The organism is Bacillus sp. ISL-57, from assembly GCF_018613135.1.
Lineage (GTDB): Bacteria > Bacillota > Bacilli > Bacillales > DSM-1321 > Peribacillus > Peribacillus frigoritolerans.
In genome coordinates, this window is sequence record NZ_JAGGQV010000025.1 from 1 (window position 1) to 13431 (window position 13431).

At 41.1% G+C, this 13431-nt stretch carries 13 protein-coding genes, 1 tRNA gene, 3 rRNA genes, 1 other RNA gene and 1 other annotated feature; of the genes, 4 read left to right on the top strand and 14 right to left on the bottom strand.

Annotation, left to right across the window (positions count from 1 at the left end; all coding sequences use genetic code 11):
* The 8 genes from J7I90_RS24195 to tadA all read right to left on the bottom strand — a co-directional run.
* Positions 1-95: ribosomal RNA gene (locus J7I90_RS24195) — 16S ribosomal RNA — on the bottom strand; the annotation flags it as partial.
* 342 nt (positions 96-437) lie between these two features.
* Positions 438-707 (bottom strand): pro-sigmaK processing inhibitor BofA family protein, encoded by a 270-nt coding sequence (locus J7I90_RS24200; RefSeq protein WP_370019689.1) that lies wholly within the window; start codon positions 705-707, stop codon positions 438-440.
* A gap of 103 nt (positions 708-810) precedes the next feature.
* Positions 811-1029, bottom strand: coding sequence for a YaaL family protein (locus J7I90_RS24205; protein ID WP_214774151.1), 219 nt, complete (start codon positions 1027-1029; stop codon positions 811-813).
* Between the two features lie 20 nt (positions 1030-1049).
* Positions 1050-1646, bottom strand: coding sequence for a recombination mediator RecR (gene recR / locus J7I90_RS24210; protein ID WP_034316264.1), 597 nt, complete (start codon positions 1644-1646; stop codon positions 1050-1052).
* Between the two features lie 60 nt (positions 1647-1706).
* The gene (locus tag J7I90_RS24215) at positions 1707-2024 is read right to left on the bottom strand and encodes a YbaB/EbfC family nucleoid-associated protein (RefSeq protein WP_214774163.1); all 318 of its coding nucleotides are present in this window, start codon (positions 2022-2024) and stop codon (positions 1707-1709) included.
* 21 nt (positions 2025-2045) lie between these two features.
* Positions 2046-3734 (bottom strand): DNA polymerase III subunit gamma/tau, encoded by a 1689-nt coding sequence (gene dnaX / locus J7I90_RS24220; protein ID WP_214774153.1) that lies wholly within the window; start codon positions 3732-3734, stop codon positions 2046-2048.
* A 183-nt stretch (positions 3735-3917) separates the two neighbouring features.
* Positions 3918-4182, bottom strand: an RNA gene (ffs, locus tag J7I90_RS24225) — signal recognition particle sRNA large type.
* Between the two features lie 147 nt (positions 4183-4329).
* Complete coding sequence (tadA, locus tag J7I90_RS24230; protein WP_285289466.1) at positions 4330-4836, bottom strand: tRNA adenosine(34) deaminase TadA; 507 nt, start codon at positions 4834-4836, stop codon at positions 4330-4332.
* 140 nt (positions 4837-4976) lie between these two features.
* Here tadA and J7I90_RS24235 point away from each other — a divergent pair, with 140 nt between their 5' ends.
* From J7I90_RS24235 to J7I90_RS24245, 3 genes are all read left to right on the top strand, one after another.
* Entirely contained in the window at positions 4977-5522 is a 546-nt protein-coding gene (locus J7I90_RS24235) for a cysteine hydrolase family protein (protein WP_214774155.1), read from the top strand.
* Positions 5523-5695: 173 nt separating this feature from the next.
* Complete coding sequence (locus J7I90_RS24240; RefSeq protein ID WP_214774157.1) at positions 5696-6355, top strand: deoxynucleoside kinase; 660 nt, start codon at positions 5696-5698, stop codon at positions 6353-6355.
* The gene (locus J7I90_RS24245; RefSeq protein ID WP_214774159.1) at positions 6333-7004 is read left to right on the top strand and encodes a deoxynucleoside kinase; all 672 of its coding nucleotides are present in this window, start codon (positions 6333-6335) and stop codon (positions 7002-7004) included. The genes J7I90_RS24240 and J7I90_RS24245 overlap by 23 nt, the downstream gene beginning before the upstream one ends.
* Positions 7005-7124: 120 nt before the next feature.
* On the opposite strand, the gene J7I90_RS24250 is transcribed toward J7I90_RS24245, so the two are convergent.
* The 4 genes from J7I90_RS24250 to guaB all read right to left on the bottom strand — a co-directional run bounded on the left by J7I90_RS24250 (position 7125) and on the right by guaB (position 11939).
* Positions 7125-7217, bottom strand: a tRNA-Ser gene (locus tag J7I90_RS24250).
* Positions 7218-7349: 132 nt separating this feature from the next.
* A complete protein-coding gene (gene serS, locus J7I90_RS24255; RefSeq protein WP_034316273.1) occupies positions 7350-8627 on the bottom strand; it encodes a serine--tRNA ligase in 1278 nt (425 codons plus the stop codon).
* A gap of 63 nt (positions 8628-8690) precedes the next feature.
* Positions 8691-8915 (bottom strand) — a binding site (T-box leader).
* Between the two features lie 69 nt (positions 8916-8984).
* Complete coding sequence (locus J7I90_RS24260) at positions 8985-10304, bottom strand: D-alanyl-D-alanine carboxypeptidase family protein (RefSeq protein ID WP_251025456.1); 1320 nt, start codon at positions 10302-10304, stop codon at positions 8985-8987.
* A gap of 171 nt (positions 10305-10475) precedes the next feature.
* Positions 10476-11939 carry an IMP dehydrogenase gene (gene guaB, locus J7I90_RS24265; RefSeq protein ID WP_048688703.1) on the bottom strand — a complete coding sequence of 488 codons (1464 nt, stop codon included), beginning with the start codon at positions 11937-11939 and terminating at the stop codon, positions 10476-10478.
* 111 nt (positions 11940-12050) lie between these two features.
* Between guaB and J7I90_RS24270 the strand changes: the two genes are divergently transcribed.
* Complete coding sequence (locus tag J7I90_RS24270; protein WP_214774161.1) at positions 12051-13016, top strand: YaaC family protein; 966 nt, start codon at positions 12051-12053, stop codon at positions 13014-13016.
* A gap of 78 nt (positions 13017-13094) precedes the next feature.
* On the opposite strand, the gene rrf is transcribed toward J7I90_RS24270, so the two are convergent.
* Both rrf and J7I90_RS24280 read right to left on the bottom strand, forming a co-directional pair.
* Positions 13095-13210, bottom strand: a 5S ribosomal RNA gene (rrf, locus tag J7I90_RS24275).
* 64 nt (positions 13211-13274) lie between these two features.
* Positions 13275-13431 (bottom strand): 23S ribosomal RNA (locus tag J7I90_RS24280); the annotation flags it as partial.

Sequence of the window (13431 nt, forward strand, 5' to 3'; positions counted from 1 at the left end):
ATCTCAGGGAGCAAGCTCCCACCGATTCGCTCGACTTGCATGTATTAGGCACGCCGCCAGCGTTCGTCCTGAGCCAGGATCAAACTCTCCGAAGAAATGTTTGACTTGCTCATTTGCTTTTTTGATAGTGTGTGCTCACTTAAAATTTAACGTTGGCGCTTTGTTTTGTTCAGTTTTCAAAGAGCGATTTTTCGTCGTTACTTCGTAAGCGACTTTATTATCTTATCATTTACAAAACCTGATGTCAACAACTTTTTTCATGTTGTTTTTCGGTTAAGCAATGTATGATGTCGTTATTGGCGACTCCTAATATATTATCAGGTTGATCAGTAATCGTCAATGGTTAAATTAGTTTTTTTTAAAAAAACTATAGCATGATAAAAACCCCAAGGAGATATCCATGAGGTTTTCATAAGATGACTTCGACGCACTATCCTTTAAATGATCCAATAACCAATGGCCGCCAATGCGGCAACTCCCGGTATTCCAAGCAGGCCGGCGACTGCCGAGGTAACAGGGTTGATGGGGACATGAATGCCCGCCTGATTCCCAAGTGTATTCAAAAAGAACAAAAATGCTGCACCGATAATGACCTTTATAATCCCCTGCCCTATGAACCGGACAGGTCTTAATGGCGCCCCGATAATGAGGAGCATTAAAATCAAGCCGCCAACTATTGCAACAAAGACAACTGGTTCCAAACTCATTCCTCCCCGCAAGCTTGTACTAAACTTATATGAAAGAAACGCTGGATTAAGAACCGAAAAAATGGCCATGAGGAACAAACAATCCTTCACAGCCATTTCCTTATCATCTTTTTAAGCGAACATTCCTTCTTTTAACTTCCCTGAATAAGTAGAAATATTTCACTTCCGCCAGTCTCGTTTGGGCGATTACTTCATCAGATGGATCAACGCTTTTTTCAAGTAATGATTTTTGATTATGCCAATTCCATTTCAATTGTTCAAGCTCTTCGATTAATGAATCATTGAATTCATTCCGAAGTTTCTTTTTTTTACGAAAGAACAAGTGAAGTCCTCCCAGCTATCTTATATTTCTCTTCTTCCTTCAATTGCTTTTGATAGCGTCACTTCATCCGCATACTCCAAATCTCCGCCAACAGGAAGTCCGTGGGCAATTCGGGTCACTTTGATGCCTGATGGTCTAAGCAACCGGGAAATATACATGGCTGTCGCTTCACCTTCAATGTTAGGATTAGTAGCCAAAATTACCTCCAGCACTGTTTCATCTTGCAGGCGCTTTAATAAATCAGGAATATTTATATCTTCCGGACCGATTCCGTCCATCGGGGAAATACTGCCATGCAGTACATGGTATAAACCATTGAACTCTCTCATCTTTTCCATAGCTATAACATCTTTCGGGTCCTGAACCACACAGATCAAACTTCTGTCCCTCTTTTGATCTTCGCAAATATAGCAGGGATCTTGATCCGTAATATGACCACAGACTGAGCAATACATAAGATTCCGCTTAGCATTAACAAGCGCTTTTGCAAAATCCAAAACAGTATCTTCCTTCATGCTTAATACATGAAAGGCTAATCGAGCAGCCGTTTTAGGACCAATCCCCGGCAATTTCATAAAACTGTCAATGAGCTTGGAAATTGGTTCTGGATAATGCATCGAATTCCTCCTAAAAATTTCAAAAGAAACCCCCTGAAAGGAAGTTTCTTTTGAACTTGCTTAAAACATACCCGGAAGGTTCATTCCCTTAGTGAATTGTCCCATCGTTTGGTTTGTCAGTTCTTCCGCCTTTTTCAAAGCATCGTTAGTGGCAGCCAACACTAAATCCTGAAGCATATCGATATCGTCCGGATCGACAACTTCCGGTTTGATGACTACATCGACTATTTCTTTATGTCCAGTCACGATGACCGTTACCATTCCGCCGCCGGCAGTTCCTTCAATCCTTTTTTCACCTAATTCTTCTTGTGCCTCTGCCATCTTCTTTTGCATCTTTTGCATTTGTTTCATCATGTTCTGCATATTACCGCCGCGCATACCCATTTTCCTTACCTCCAATTATTCTTTAATTTCAAGTAAATCATCGCCGACTAATTTTCTAGCCTCTGCTATAAAGGGGTCTTCTTCTTTTGATTCCGTTTCTTCTGGACCGTCGAACTGCTGTGTTGAGATGAAGTCCTCCCGCAACCTTTGCCACTGGCTTTCCGGAACTCCAGCTATCTCCATTCGGTGTCCGGTCAATTGCTGCATGATCGAGGCTATCACTTCCACGAAACGGTTATTTTCCATTGCCATTTGACAATGAATATCATATTTGAATTTTACCACAAAAGCTTCAGTTGACGCAGCAACAGGTTCTGCCTCCGTCAATAAAGCTGCCAATGACTTTTGGTTTTGCAGACCTAACTGTTCAAGCACTTCCCCCCACTTACTTTTCACAGCATTAAGATCTGGCTTTGTAGCTTGTTTCAAAACTTGATTGATCTTTCCTGCAGGTGCTTTATATGACTTTTTAACGGCCCTTTGCACCTTAGCCTGCTCTGCAGGTTTTTCTGCCATGGCTGCCGGAATGCCGTTTTTCTGCATTTCGAGTAATTTCTTCTCTAAATCTTCTATTTTCTGCTGCAGCTGTTGAAGCTGCCCGCTATCAATTTGATTTGGCCTTTGCTCATTACATAACTTCACAAGTGCCACCTCAAGGAAAATCCTTGGATGGTTTGTCCATTTCATATCCTGCTGTGTTTGATTGAAGCTTTCAATTATGGAGTAAATCGATTCAGAAGGAATCACTTCTGCCAATTCCTTGAATTGGGGATCTATCAAAACACGCTCGAAGGATTCTGCCAGTGCTGGTGCCGTTTGAAACAAAAGCATGTCACGGAAATAATAAATCATGTCTTCTATGAACCTGGCCGGGTCTTTTCCCATGGCCAGCAACTCTTCAAGGACTTCAAGTGCCACCGCTACTTCTTTATCATATATAGCTTTTGCCAGCCGGCTTAAAAACGCTTGCGAAACAGATCCGGTGACAGTCAATGCATCTTCCACTGAAACCGTCTCCGAACTGAAGGATATCGCTTGATCAAGAAGGCTTAGTGCATCCCGCATCCCGCCTTCGGCTGCCCTCGCAATGATATGCAGAGCTTGTTCATCACAAGAAACGCCTGTTTCTGCAATGATTTGTGACATCCGACCAACTATATCTTGAGGCTGGATCCGTTTAAAATCAAACCTTTGGCAACGGGAAATGATCGTTAGTGGAATCTTATGAGGCTCAGTTGTGGCCAATATGAAAATCACGTGCTTCGGAGGTTCTTCCAATGTCTTTAAAAGCGCATTGAACGCCCCTTGTGAAAGCATATGTACCTCATCAATTATATAAACTTTATATGTAACCGCGTTAGGTGCATATTTGACCTTATCACGAATGTCACGGATTTCCTCGACACCATTATTGGATGCTGCATCAATTTCTATAACATCTGATATGGAGCCATCGGTGATTCCGCGGCAGGTAGCACATTCGTTACAGGGTTCACTTGTAGGGGCATGCTCACAATTCACTGCTTTTGCTAGAATTTTGGCAGCACTTGTTTTCCCTGTTCCACGTGGACCGGAAAATAAATATGCATGTGAAACCTTTTGCCCGACCAAAGCATTCTGCAACGTTTTCGTCACATGTTCCTGCCCGACTACATCAATGAATTGTTGCGGCCGCCATACCCGGTATAATGCTTGATACCCCACGGAAATCCCTCCTTCTTTTCTCCATCTTGTTTATTATACATTACTGATTTCCTTAATATCAAAGTCTAAAATGAAATTTCATCATCGACTCATTTTTTTCAAAAATACCAAGCACTTTACCTTCTTGGCATAAAAAAAAACCCACCCGATACGAATGAGTTTTTTGTTTATGTAAAATAACTGCCGTGCACCTTCTGTCGATTAGCAACCATAAGCGTTACTTAAGCAGTTAGCTCGGCCCAGGCAACCCTGCGGCACATGAGAACTTCCACTTAATGCTGCTTCCTTCCGGACCTGACATGGTTCATGGAGTCCCATTGCGCAGGACCCGGGCGTCAACACCACTTACTTAAGGCAGGCCCTACAGAATGCTAACCTCGAGAAGGGATTCAACCTCGCTAGAGCGGATTGCGAGTACAGGGCACCGCTACCTCCCCGTCTAGCACGGCAAAAGTAATACCAATTTCACAGCGTCATTACGACGCATAATTCATTATACTAAGGTAACAAAAAAAACGCAAGTGTTGTTCTTGGACAGTTCAATTCCAATTTTATCATATGAAGCAAAGACTCATCTTCAACATTCGTTTTTCACTTATTTATTTTCTTCGGCAATCTTGAGTGCCTGCTCTCTTTTCAACATTTTCTTTCTATCCCTTAGCTCCTTAAAAAAAGAAGTCAAAATCCAGCCGCACTCTTCCCCCAATACACCGCTGGTTACATCACATTGATGGTTAAAGCGTTCATCTCGAAGTAAATCCATGAATGTGCCTGCACAGCCAGCCTTTGGATCATGCGCTCCAAAAACAACCCTTTTCACCCTTGATTGCAAGATGGCACCGGCACACATCGGGCAAGGTTCCAGCGTTACATATAATGTCGCATCTTCAAGACGCCAACTGCCAGTGGCACGGCAAGCCTCATTGATTGCAAGGAGCTCCGCGTGTGCCGTCGCATTCTGTTCCGTTTCCCTCAAGTTATGCCCCGTCGAAATAACTTGATCATCTATTACGATTAAAGCGCCAATCGGCACTTCATTCAATTGCCGCGCCTTTTTTGCTTCCTCTAAGGCTAAATTCATGTAATGAACATCATCCTTCAAAAAAAAACCCCCTCATATTAAATAGGAGTAAACAGACAAATATAAGACAAAATAAAGGTCATTACTACTTGTTCTAATGAATAGTAACGCATGCGGCATATGTGCTGCAAGTAAATTCTCACAATACAGGAGGATATACCATGAATCGACCTGAATCGCCTTCCTTTGCATTGCTTATCATTGATATGATCAATGACTTTGACTTCAAATACGGGAATATGCTCCTTGCACATACGAAACTTATCGTCGATCCGATCTTGAAATTAAAGAAGCAAATGAAAGAAAAAGGTTTTCCAATCATTTATATCAATGATCATTATGATTTATGGCAGGCTGACTTCGATAAAATCATTCATAAATGTAAAAATGAAGGTAATGCCTCATTAATCGAAAGAATAAAACCTCAACAGGACGAATTTTTTCTCATCAAGCCGAAGCATTCAGCATTTTATGGGACGGCACTCAATACACTGCTTAAACAATTAAACGTGGATACCCTGATCATTACTGGCATAGCTGGCAACATCTGCGTGCTATTCACGGCCAATGATGCCTATATGCGGGAATATAAATTATGGATTCCGAAAGATTGCATAGCTTCTGCATCAAAGGAAGATAATCATTACGCATTAAAAATGATGAACCATGTTCTCAAGGCATCCATAAAACAAGGTGAGAACCTGTAAGCATTCAATCGAACAAGGCATTAATATACATACCTCCCCACTCTTTCATCCTCTTTCTTTATCAACCTGACAAAAATGTCACTAAAGTCCCAAGTCTGTGATACAATATCTCTTGGCGAAAATCCTATGACCGGGAATTTTAGCTTGGTACCTCATGAAGGAGGACAGATTGGATGAAATCCACCCCATTTATCACTGTCGAAGGTCCAATCGGCGTAGGAAAAACATCACTCGCAAAAGCTATCGCAGATCATTTTCAAATTTCATTATTAAGGGAAATTGTCGATGAAAATCCATTTCTCGGGAAATTCTATAAAGATATTGATGAGTGGAGCTTTCAAACAGAAATGTTTTTTCTGTGTAACCGTTATAAACAATTGGAAGATATCGAAAAAAAGTATCTTACTAATGACCAAGCCGTAGTGGCTGATTATCATATATTCAAGAACTTGATATTTGCCGAAAGAACGTTAAAGAACGAACAATACAATAAATACATTGAGATATTCAATATTTTAACACGGGATATGCCTGAACCTAACATGGTGATTTATTTAAACGCAAGCCTTGATACTCTTCTCTCCCGAATCGGTAAAAGAGGTCGTGAAATCGAAGAAAATATATCCTCCATTTATTTAGAGCAATTATCCGCGGATTATCGAACATTCATGGAAACATTCGAGAAACAGCACCCTGACATCCCTGTTCTTACATTCAACGGGGATGAGCTGGATTTTGTCGGGAACAAGGATGATTTGAAAACGATAATCAGCCAAATAGAGAATGCCCTGCACAAAGGAGTAAAGTCAAATGAACTTACGAAAGAAATATAATATTCCAAACAACGCCGTCATTACGATAGCAGGGACGGTTGGCGTAGGAAAATCGACCATGACCAATGCGTTAGCCGATGCCCTTCAATTCAGGACATCGTTTGAGAAGGTTGATACGAACCCCTACCTGGATAAGTTTTACGATGATTTTAATCGTTGGAGTTTCCACCTGCAAATCTATTTCCTCGCTGAACGTTTTAAAGAGCAAAAAAAAATCTTCGAATATGGCGGCGGTTTTATCCAAGACCGTTCCATTTATGAAGACACCGGGATATTTGCAAAAATGCATTATGAAAAAGGCACGATGAATGACGTGGACTACGAAACGTATACAAGCCTTTTCAATGCCATGGTAATGACGCCATACTTCCCGCACCCTGATTTACTTATCTATCTCGAAGGTTCGCTCGATGATATCCTCAACCGGATCCAAGAGCGCGGCCGTCCAATGGAACAGCATACCCCAATTGAATATTGGCAGGAAATGCACGGCCGTTACGAAGAATGGATTGATCAATTCAACGCCTGCCCTGTCCTTCGATTAAATATAAACGAATATGATCTTATGCAGGATGAAGCAAATATCGAACCTCTTATAAAACGGATTGCCGAATATATGGAGCAAACCAAGTTGTTGCGAAATGTGTAAACAGAAAAACCACCGGTTATCCGGTGGTTTTTTAATATATTAGAAAACAAAAATTCCGTTACATAACTGTAACGGAATTCATCGATATCCAATTTATGCGCTGTGGTTATTAATAAGTTATGGAGGAGGTAGAGGGATTCGAACCCCCGCGGGATTTGACTCCCCTGTCGGTTTTCAAGACCGATCCCTTCAGCCGGACTTGGGTATACCTCCGTATCAACATTTATTATATTACATGGAATCAAAATCAAAGTCAAGCCCTCTATAAAGTTTTTTTAAAATAATTTTCAAACTTTGATAAAAAGGGGAATCAGCCTCTTTAACCAGAAGCTGATTCCCTTTGACTTACGGTTTAATGACTTCCGCACCGCGCATATATGGACGTAATACTTCAGGAATGATAACACTGCCATCTTCCTGCTGGTAATTCTCCAAAAGTGCAGCGACTGTACGGCCGATTGCCAAACCTGATCCATTTAGGGTATGGACGTGTTCCGGTTTGCCTTTTGCATCACGTCTGAAGCGAATATTGGCCCGTCTAGCCTGGAATGCTTCAAAGTTACTGCAAGAAGAAATTTCACGGTACGTTCCATAGCTCGGGATCCAAACCTCGATATCATACTTTTTAGCAGCTGTGAAACCAAGATCTCCTGTACACATGCTTAGCACTCGGTATGGAAGACCCAGCAATTGGAGGACCTTTTCGGCATGACCTGTGAGGTTTTCCAACTCTGCATATGAATCTTCCGGCTTCACGAACTTCACTAGTTCAACTTTATTGAACTGGTGCTGACGAATTAACCCTCGCGTATCACGACCCGCAGATCCTGCCTCTGAACGGAATGAAGCGCTGTATGCCGCATAGCTAATCGGCAGGTCGTCCGTGCTCATGATTTCATCACGATGGAAGTTTGTCACCGGCACTTCAGCTGTAGGAATCAAGAAGTAATCATCACTTTCAATACGGAAAGCATCCTCTTCGAATTTAGGCAATTGACCTGTCCCGGTCATGCTTGCACGGTTCACCATATATGGTGGCAGCATTTCTTCATATCCGTGTTCCTCAACATGAAGGTCTAACATAAAGCTAATTAGTGCACGCTCCAATCGAGCACCAAGACCCCGATAAAATACAAATCGGCTTCCGGTCACTTTTGCTGCCCGTTCAAAATCCAGGATGCCTAGATCTCCAGCCACATCCCAGTGTGGTTTCGGTTCAAACTTGAATTCAGGTAACTCCCCCCATTTACGGATTTCGACATTATCGTCTTCCGTCTCACCAACAGGCACGCTTTCATGCGGTATATTAGGAATGGAAAGAAGTAATGTTTCTAATTGTGCTTCCACTTCACGAAGCTCATCATCGAAACCTTTTATACGGTCACCGACTTCACGCATTTCCGCAATCAACTGATCTGCATCTTTTTTCTCCCGTTTCAATATGGCCACTTGCTGTGAAACTTCATTTCTTTGGCTTTTCAACTTTTCCGTTTCAGCAATCAAGGTCCGGCGCTTTACATCCAGTTCCTCGAATTTTCCTAAATCGGTTAAATCTTCCCCCCTGAATTGCAATACACGCTTCACTTCTTCAAAATTATTTCTTACATATTTCAAATCCAACATTTCAATTCCTCCTTAATGTTTTTGATGATTTATCAAAGAACGCAAAAAACTCCCGTCCCCTGAAGAAGGGACGAGAGTTAACCCGCGTTGCCACCCTAGTTGAAGGCCTATGAAAAACGCCTACCACTTATCACGATAACGGCTTTTAACCGAAAGTATTTACTGACCCAAAAGGCTTTCCATACTCTGCTCCAGGAGGGATTCACAAAACTCTCACACCGATTTCCACCAGCCATCGGCTCTCTGTAGAAAGAAATACTTGTTACTATTTCCTGTCATTGCTTTCTTATATAATCAAATTGTTTTCCATAATGTACTATAATTTTATACATTACGCAACCGTTTTATACAGTAAACTTAAAACCAGCCTTTAACAGTGGAAGCTACACTGCTCCAAACGTCTCCAAAGAATCCGCCAACCGCCCGCATTGATAATACGAACCAGTTTGCCTTTTCAACGGATTCGGCAGCTACGACGTTAACCTTTACTGGATCGCCGTTGATGTACCCGTAATCTTCTCCTTTTTTAGGAGTGACTGTGATGTAGCCTAGCTTTTCACCTTTTTTGATTGGTGCAGTCAGCTTACCATCATCATTCAATTTGTTTTTATCGATCACTAAATCTGTTTTATAGTTGTCTTTCCCACCATTTTCAACAAGTAGCTCGATTGCTTTTTCAGATTGAATCTTAACGTCTTTTTCCTTGCCTTTCACTACTGGAAGTGTTTCTTTCCCTTTCACCTGGTAGTTGGCTGGAAGGACTTTTTCCTTTTTAAATGTTGCATAAGCATAGTTCATAAGCTTAGTGCTATCTGCAAAACGTTGGTTTTTATTAGTGGACTTCATGACCACCGTGATATAACGCTGACCGTCCCGGATAACCGTCCCTGTATGGCCATAACCGGCAAAGTCGGTAGATCCCGTCTTTAGTCCGTCTACGCCTTTATATTCAAAAATCAGGCCAGGAAGCATCCAGTTGAAGTTCGGATATTCTTTTCCATCACGGAACTTCAATTTAGGAATGCTGGCGATTTTTAAAACTTCCGGATAATCATTTATTAAACGATAAGCAAGAAGTGCAGTATCTTTTGCTGTCATGATATTTTCATCATCTTCATCACCTGAAGGATATTGCCCTAACAAATCAGAGTTATTCAACCCGCTGGCGTTAACGAATTTATGATTTTTCAAGCCTAATTCCTTTGCTTTTTCGTTCATTAACTTAACGAAGCTCTTTTCACTTCCGGAAACTAGCTGTGCTAAAGCTACTGTTGCCGCATTTCCTGAATAGACGGCCATAGCTTGATATAGTTCCTTAACTGTATAATCTTCACCTTCCGTTAACCCAACATTCGACAAATTGGGTGCTTTTGAAAGGTCATGTACATATTTATTTATTTTTACTTTTTGATCCCAACTGATTTTCCCATTTTCAATTGACTCCATTATGATGTACTCGGTCATCATTTTAGACATGGATGCAATTCCTAATACTTTATCGGCATTTTTTTCATACACGATTTGTCCCGTTTCACCATCGATTATGATGGCTGCCTCTGCTTTTAAACCTAAATTATCAGATTCAGCAACAGCTTCCCCCGGTTGATAGGCAAATTGCGACATAACAAGAACAAAAACAAAAGTGAAAATGAGGGTCATCTTGCTGATTTTTTTCAATTTCCAATACCTCCAACTTTTAAGCTAATCTCTATAACAAAGAAGAAACTTTATGTAAATCCCTTGACACCTTGTCTAGTTTATCACAGAAAAAATAAAAAAAATAGACAGAGTAATCGCAGACTCTGTCTATTTTAAATAAATTTTAATGACGATTATATGTTAAATTCATTACATGGAGTAGTTCGGTGCTTCTTTAGTGATTTGGACATCATGAGGATGGCTCTCCCTTAATCCGGCACCGGTCATTTTGACAAATTGAGAGTTTTCTCTCAACTCTTCCAATGTGGCTGTACCGCAATATCCCATACCTGAACGAATGCCGCCAATCAGTTGGAAAATGGTATCTGATAGAGGTCCTTTGTATGGAAGGCGCCCTTCGATGCCTTCCGGAACGAATTTCTTGTTATCTTCCTGGAAGTAACGATCTTTAGATCCTTTTTCCATTGCAGCAACGGATCCCATACCCCGATACACTTTAAAACGGCGACCTTGGAAAATTTCCGTTTCGCCAGGGCTTTCAGTTACACCTGCAAGCATACTGCCAAGCATTACTGCATGTCCGCCTGCAGCCAGGGCTTTAACGATATCACCTGAATATTTAATTCCGCCATCAGCGATAATCGTTTTACCATGCTTTCTTGCTTCTGTTGCACAATCGAAGACTGCCGTGATTTGTGGAACACCTACACCGGCTACAACCCTTGTCGTACAGATTGATCCTGGTCCGATTCCCACTTTCACTACATCGGCCCCCGCTTCAATCAATGCTTTCGTCCCTTCAGCTGTTGCCACATTACCTGCAATGATCGTCAATTCAGGATATGTCGCGCGGATTTCCTTCACCATTTCAAGGACGCCTTCTGAATGACCGTGAGCAGTATCAAGTACAATTGCATCGACATGGGACTTAACTAGCATTTCAACACGCTTCATTGTATCCTTAGTGACTCCGACTGCAGCACCTGCAAGCAATCTACCTTGCTTATCTTTCGCCGAATTCGGGAACTCAATGACTTTCTCGATATCCTTGATCGTAATAAGTCCTTTAAGAACTCCATTATCGTCTACAAGGGGAAGCTTTTCGATTTTGTACTTTTGAAGAATTTTCTCTGCTTGCTCCAAGTTAGTTCCTACTGGCGCTGTGACGAGATTCTCAACAGTCATGACACTGGAAATCTTCAAGGAAAAATCGGAAATAAATCGCAAATCACGGTTTGTAATGATACCCACAAGTTTTTGATCTTCAATATTGTTGACTACAGGAACACCCGAAATGCGATATTTACCCATTAAATGCTCTGCATCGAATACCTGGTGATCTGGCGTCAAGAAAAATGGATCGGTAATTACACCGCTTTCTGAACGCTTTACTTTATCCACCAGTTCAGCTTGTGCTTCAATGGACATATTTTTATGAATGATACCCAATCCGCCTTGACGAGCCATGGCAATCGCCATCTCTGCTTCTGTCACGGTATCCATTCCTGCACTGATGATAGGAAGGTTGAGCTTTAAGTTTTCAGCTAAGTTGACTTGAAGGTTGACATCTTTCGGCAAAACCTCTGATTTCGCTGGAATTAATAGGACATCATCAAAAGTTAAACCTTCTTTTGCAAATTTATTTTCCCACATTATTTTCCCCTCCTGCTTAAAAATATTATTTGTAGGTTATCAATAGGACATACTACTGTCAAGAAGAGAAATAAATGTTTGATTATTCTATTAATTTGGAGGACAGCTGCAATGCCTGAAAACAATGATAATTTCGATAAATATACACCTTTTTTTTCCGCATCTTCCTCTCAACTTTTTTTACAAAAATGTTACACACAAGAAAAAATAGCAGAAGCGGAAATCAAAAGTTATGATAATTGTTATCCATTTATTTACCATCTTGAACATGCTAAAACTTATTATAATCAGGCAGCCATTGCACCACTTTCCATTCAACCAATCCTTACATTTTACGGATTCGCCCAATTATTAAAGGCTTGTCTGCTCACGATTGATCCAAACTATCCGGAATCAACTTCGATGCTTGCCCATGGGGTAACTACAAGGAAAAAGAAAAAGCAACAATATGAATTTCTGAAGGATGAAGTGAAAACGCAAAAAAATGGACTTTTTACCTGCATCGCCGAGAAATTATTTCATATCAAGCATCTGGAAGGTGAAAAATTTTCCATGGGTACACTTATGAAAGAAATCCCGGATATGCAAAACTTTACATGGTCCATTTCCAAGAAAAATTTCGTCGCCCTGCTACCCTGTTCCAATGGTTTTCAATTGCCTTCAACCATATTGGATAGCTATCAAATGTCCAGCAGTCGATTGGAAGAATTTTTGAAAGCTAAAACAAATCAAATTTACAGTATTTCGGAAGCTCCTGGAACACTGCATTTAAAAACAGAGGGTGTTCCTATACATAATGCCACTTCTCCAATACGGTATAATTTGGCGGAAGGACAATTTATGCTATCTCTAAATAAAGATTCATCCGCTTTTTCATTACCTGAACTTTTGATCCATTATTTGATTTCTTATAACCTTAGCATAATAGCTCGGTATGAAACAGAATGGTGGGCAGAGCTGATGAAAACCATGCCTAATGACGATTACCCTTGCATTGTGCAATTCCTTAAAATAAGCCAAGCTAAGGTGCCATTTTTAATATTTGAATGGATTAAGTCGGAAAGGTTCCACAACTGATACTTCCAACACCCTATGTGAATTGATCTGTCCTGAAACGACAAAAAAGACCAGCCGGATGGCTGATCTTTTCAAATGGCTTGGCGGCGTCCTACTCTCACAGGGGGAAACCCCCAACTACCATCGGCGCTGAAGAGCTTAACTGCCGTGTTCGGAATGGGAACGGGTGTGACCTCTTCGCTATCGCCACCAAACATAAAAGGAACGTTGTTCCTTCAAAACTAGATAATAAGAAGGTATTTCATTTTTTAAAAAGCGTTGGTTAAGTCCTCGATCTATTAGTATCAGTCAGCTCCACATGTCACCATGCTTCCACCTCTGACCTATCAACCTGATCATCTTTCAGGGATCTTACTAGCTTGCGCCATGGGAAATCTCATCTTGAGGGGGGCTTCATGCTTAGATGCTTTCAGCA

What these genes read in the sequence shown, in the direction of transcription:
- J7I90_RS24200 (WP_370019689.1), bottom strand. Translation starts at nt 707, where the DNA reads ATGAGTTTGGAACCAGTTGTCTTTGTTGCAATAGTTGGCGGCTTGATT.
- recR (WP_034316264.1), bottom strand. Translation starts at nt 1,646, where the DNA reads ATGCATTATCCAGAACCAATTTCCAAGCTCATTGACAGTTTTATGAAA.
- J7I90_RS24215 (WP_214774163.1), bottom strand. Translation starts at nt 2,024, where the DNA reads ATGCGCGGCGGTAATATGCAGAACATGATGAAACAAATGCAAAAGATG.
- J7I90_RS24235 (WP_214774155.1), top strand. Translation starts at nt 4,977, where the DNA reads ATGAATCGACCTGAATCGCCTTCCTTTGCATTGCTTATCATTGATATG.
- J7I90_RS24240 (WP_214774157.1), top strand. Translation starts at nt 5,696, where the DNA reads ATGAAATCCACCCCATTTATCACTGTCGAAGGTCCAATCGGCGTAGGA.
- J7I90_RS24245 (WP_214774159.1), top strand. Translation starts at nt 6,333, where the DNA reads ATGAACTTACGAAAGAAATATAATATTCCAAACAACGCCGTCATTACG.
- serS (WP_034316273.1), bottom strand. Translation starts at nt 8,627, where the DNA reads ATGTTGGATTTGAAATATGTAAGAAATAATTTTGAAGAAGTGAAGCGT.
- guaB (WP_048688703.1), bottom strand. Translation starts at nt 11,939, where the DNA reads ATGTGGGAAAATAAATTTGCAAAAGAAGGTTTAACTTTTGATGATGTC.
- J7I90_RS24270 (WP_214774161.1), top strand. Translation starts at nt 12,051, where the DNA reads ATGCCTGAAAACAATGATAATTTCGATAAATATACACCTTTTTTTTCC.